This window comes from Corallococcus praedator (assembly GCF_003612125.1).
GTDB classification, from domain to species: domain Bacteria; phylum Myxococcota; class Myxococcia; order Myxococcales; family Myxococcaceae; genus Corallococcus; species Corallococcus praedator.
In genome coordinates this window covers 1-734 of sequence record NZ_RAWI01000817.1, presented here as the reverse complement: position 1 = coordinate 734, position 734 = coordinate 1, and the positions used below count along the sequence as shown (strand labels likewise).

At 75.3% G+C, this 734-nt stretch carries 1 protein-coding gene; it reads left to right on the top strand.

The window, feature by feature from the left end; translation table 11 throughout:
• Positions 1 to 734, top strand: a 734-nt coding sequence (locus D7Y13_RS41935; RefSeq protein ID WP_147452666.1) for an AMP-binding protein, incomplete at both ends; no start/stop codon positions are given.

The following is a 734-nucleotide window of genomic DNA, read 5'->3' as shown; positions in this document are numbered from 1 at the left end:
GGCGCGCGGCTCGTCATCCTCCCGCGTGACGTCACGCTGTCGCCGCCGCACCTCGCCCGGAAGCTGCGGGAAGTGGGCGCCACCACGGTGCTGCTCACCACCGCCCTCTTCCACGAGATGGCGCGTGAGGAGCCCGGAGCGCTGGCGGCCCTGCGCAACACCTTCTTCGGCGGGGACCGCGCCGACCCTCGCGCCGTGCGCAACGTGCTCGCGGCGGGCCCCAAGGGCCAGCTCACCAACCTCTACGGCCCCACCGAGGCCACCGTCTGCGCGACCTTCCACGCCGTGGAGGCACTGGCGCCGGACGCCACCGTGGTGCCCATCGGCCGGCCGGTGGCCCGGGCCCGGCTGTACCTGCTGGACGCCCACGGTGAGCCCGTGGCGCCCGGAGTGCCGGGCGAGGTGTTCATCGGCGGCGCGGGCGTGGGCCGTGGCTACCCTGGCCACCCCGCGACGACGGCGCAGCGCTTCGTGCCGGACGCCTTCAGCGGCGTGCCCGGTGCACGGCTGTACCGCACGGGCGACAGGGCGCGGTGGCGGGCGGATGGGACGCTGGACTTCGTGGGCCGGGTGGACGCGCAGGTGAAGGTGCGCGGCTTCCGCATCGAGCCGGGCGAGGTGGAGTCCGTCCTGCACTCGCACCCTTCCGTGCGCGAGGCGGTGGTGGTGGTGCGCGAGGACGTGCCGGGCGACAAGCGGCTGGTGGCGTACGTCGTGGGCCACCCCACGCTGGA